This window comes from Vibrio sp. 1249-1, from assembly GCF_033340495.1.
This window is the reverse complement of record NZ_JAWOWJ010000549.1, coordinates 1-701: the sequence shown is the minus strand read 5'-3', so window position 1 is coordinate 701 and position 701 is coordinate 1. Positions and strand designations below refer to the sequence as shown.

Annotated in this window: 1 protein-coding gene; it reads left to right on the top strand. The window is 49.9% G+C overall.

Annotated features, from left to right (window positions below):
* Window positions 1-701: alpha-1,6-glucosidase domain-containing protein (locus tag R7Z50_RS27540; protein WP_318149757.1), on the top strand; the 701-nt coding region annotated here is incomplete at both ends.

The window sequence follows — 701 nt, the reverse complement described above, 5'->3', positions numbered from 1 at the left end:
ATCAAGCCACTCAGCTAAACATGGCTGGCACTGAAATCGGTACGTTCTCGGATCGTCTGCGTGACGCTGTTCGTGGCGGTAGCCCATTTGATGGCGGTGTCGATTCAGAAGGTAAGCACCCACTTCGCTTCAACCAAGGTTTTGGTAACGCGGCTTACGCGAATGAAGAAACCAAAGTGGACGCAGAATCGGTGAATGGTCGTCTACACAACCAAGATTTGGTTCGTCTAGGCATGGCGGGTAACTTGGCTGACTTCGTTCTTCTAGACTACAAAGGCGACACAAAATTAGGTAAGTACGTTGATTACAATGGTGCGCCAGCAGGCTACACAAAAGTGCCATCAGAAAACATCTCGTACGTGTCTAAGCACGATAACCAAACTCTGTGGGATAACAACGCGTACAAGATTGCGACTGCGACTCCTTCTGCAGATCGTGCACGCATGCAATCTGTCTCGCTATCAACAGTAATGCTTGGCCAAGGTATCCCATTCATCCACATGGGTTCTGAGCTGCTGCGTTCTAAATCGATGCAGCGCGACTCTTACGATTCTGGTGACTGGTTCAACCGCGTCTTCTTCGACGGCAGTGACAACAACTGGAACGTAGGTCTGCCTCGTGAAGACAAAGACGGCGCAAACTGGGAGCTGATCAAGAAGATCGTTTCTGATAGGACAGCGAAGCCAGATGCAACCGACATT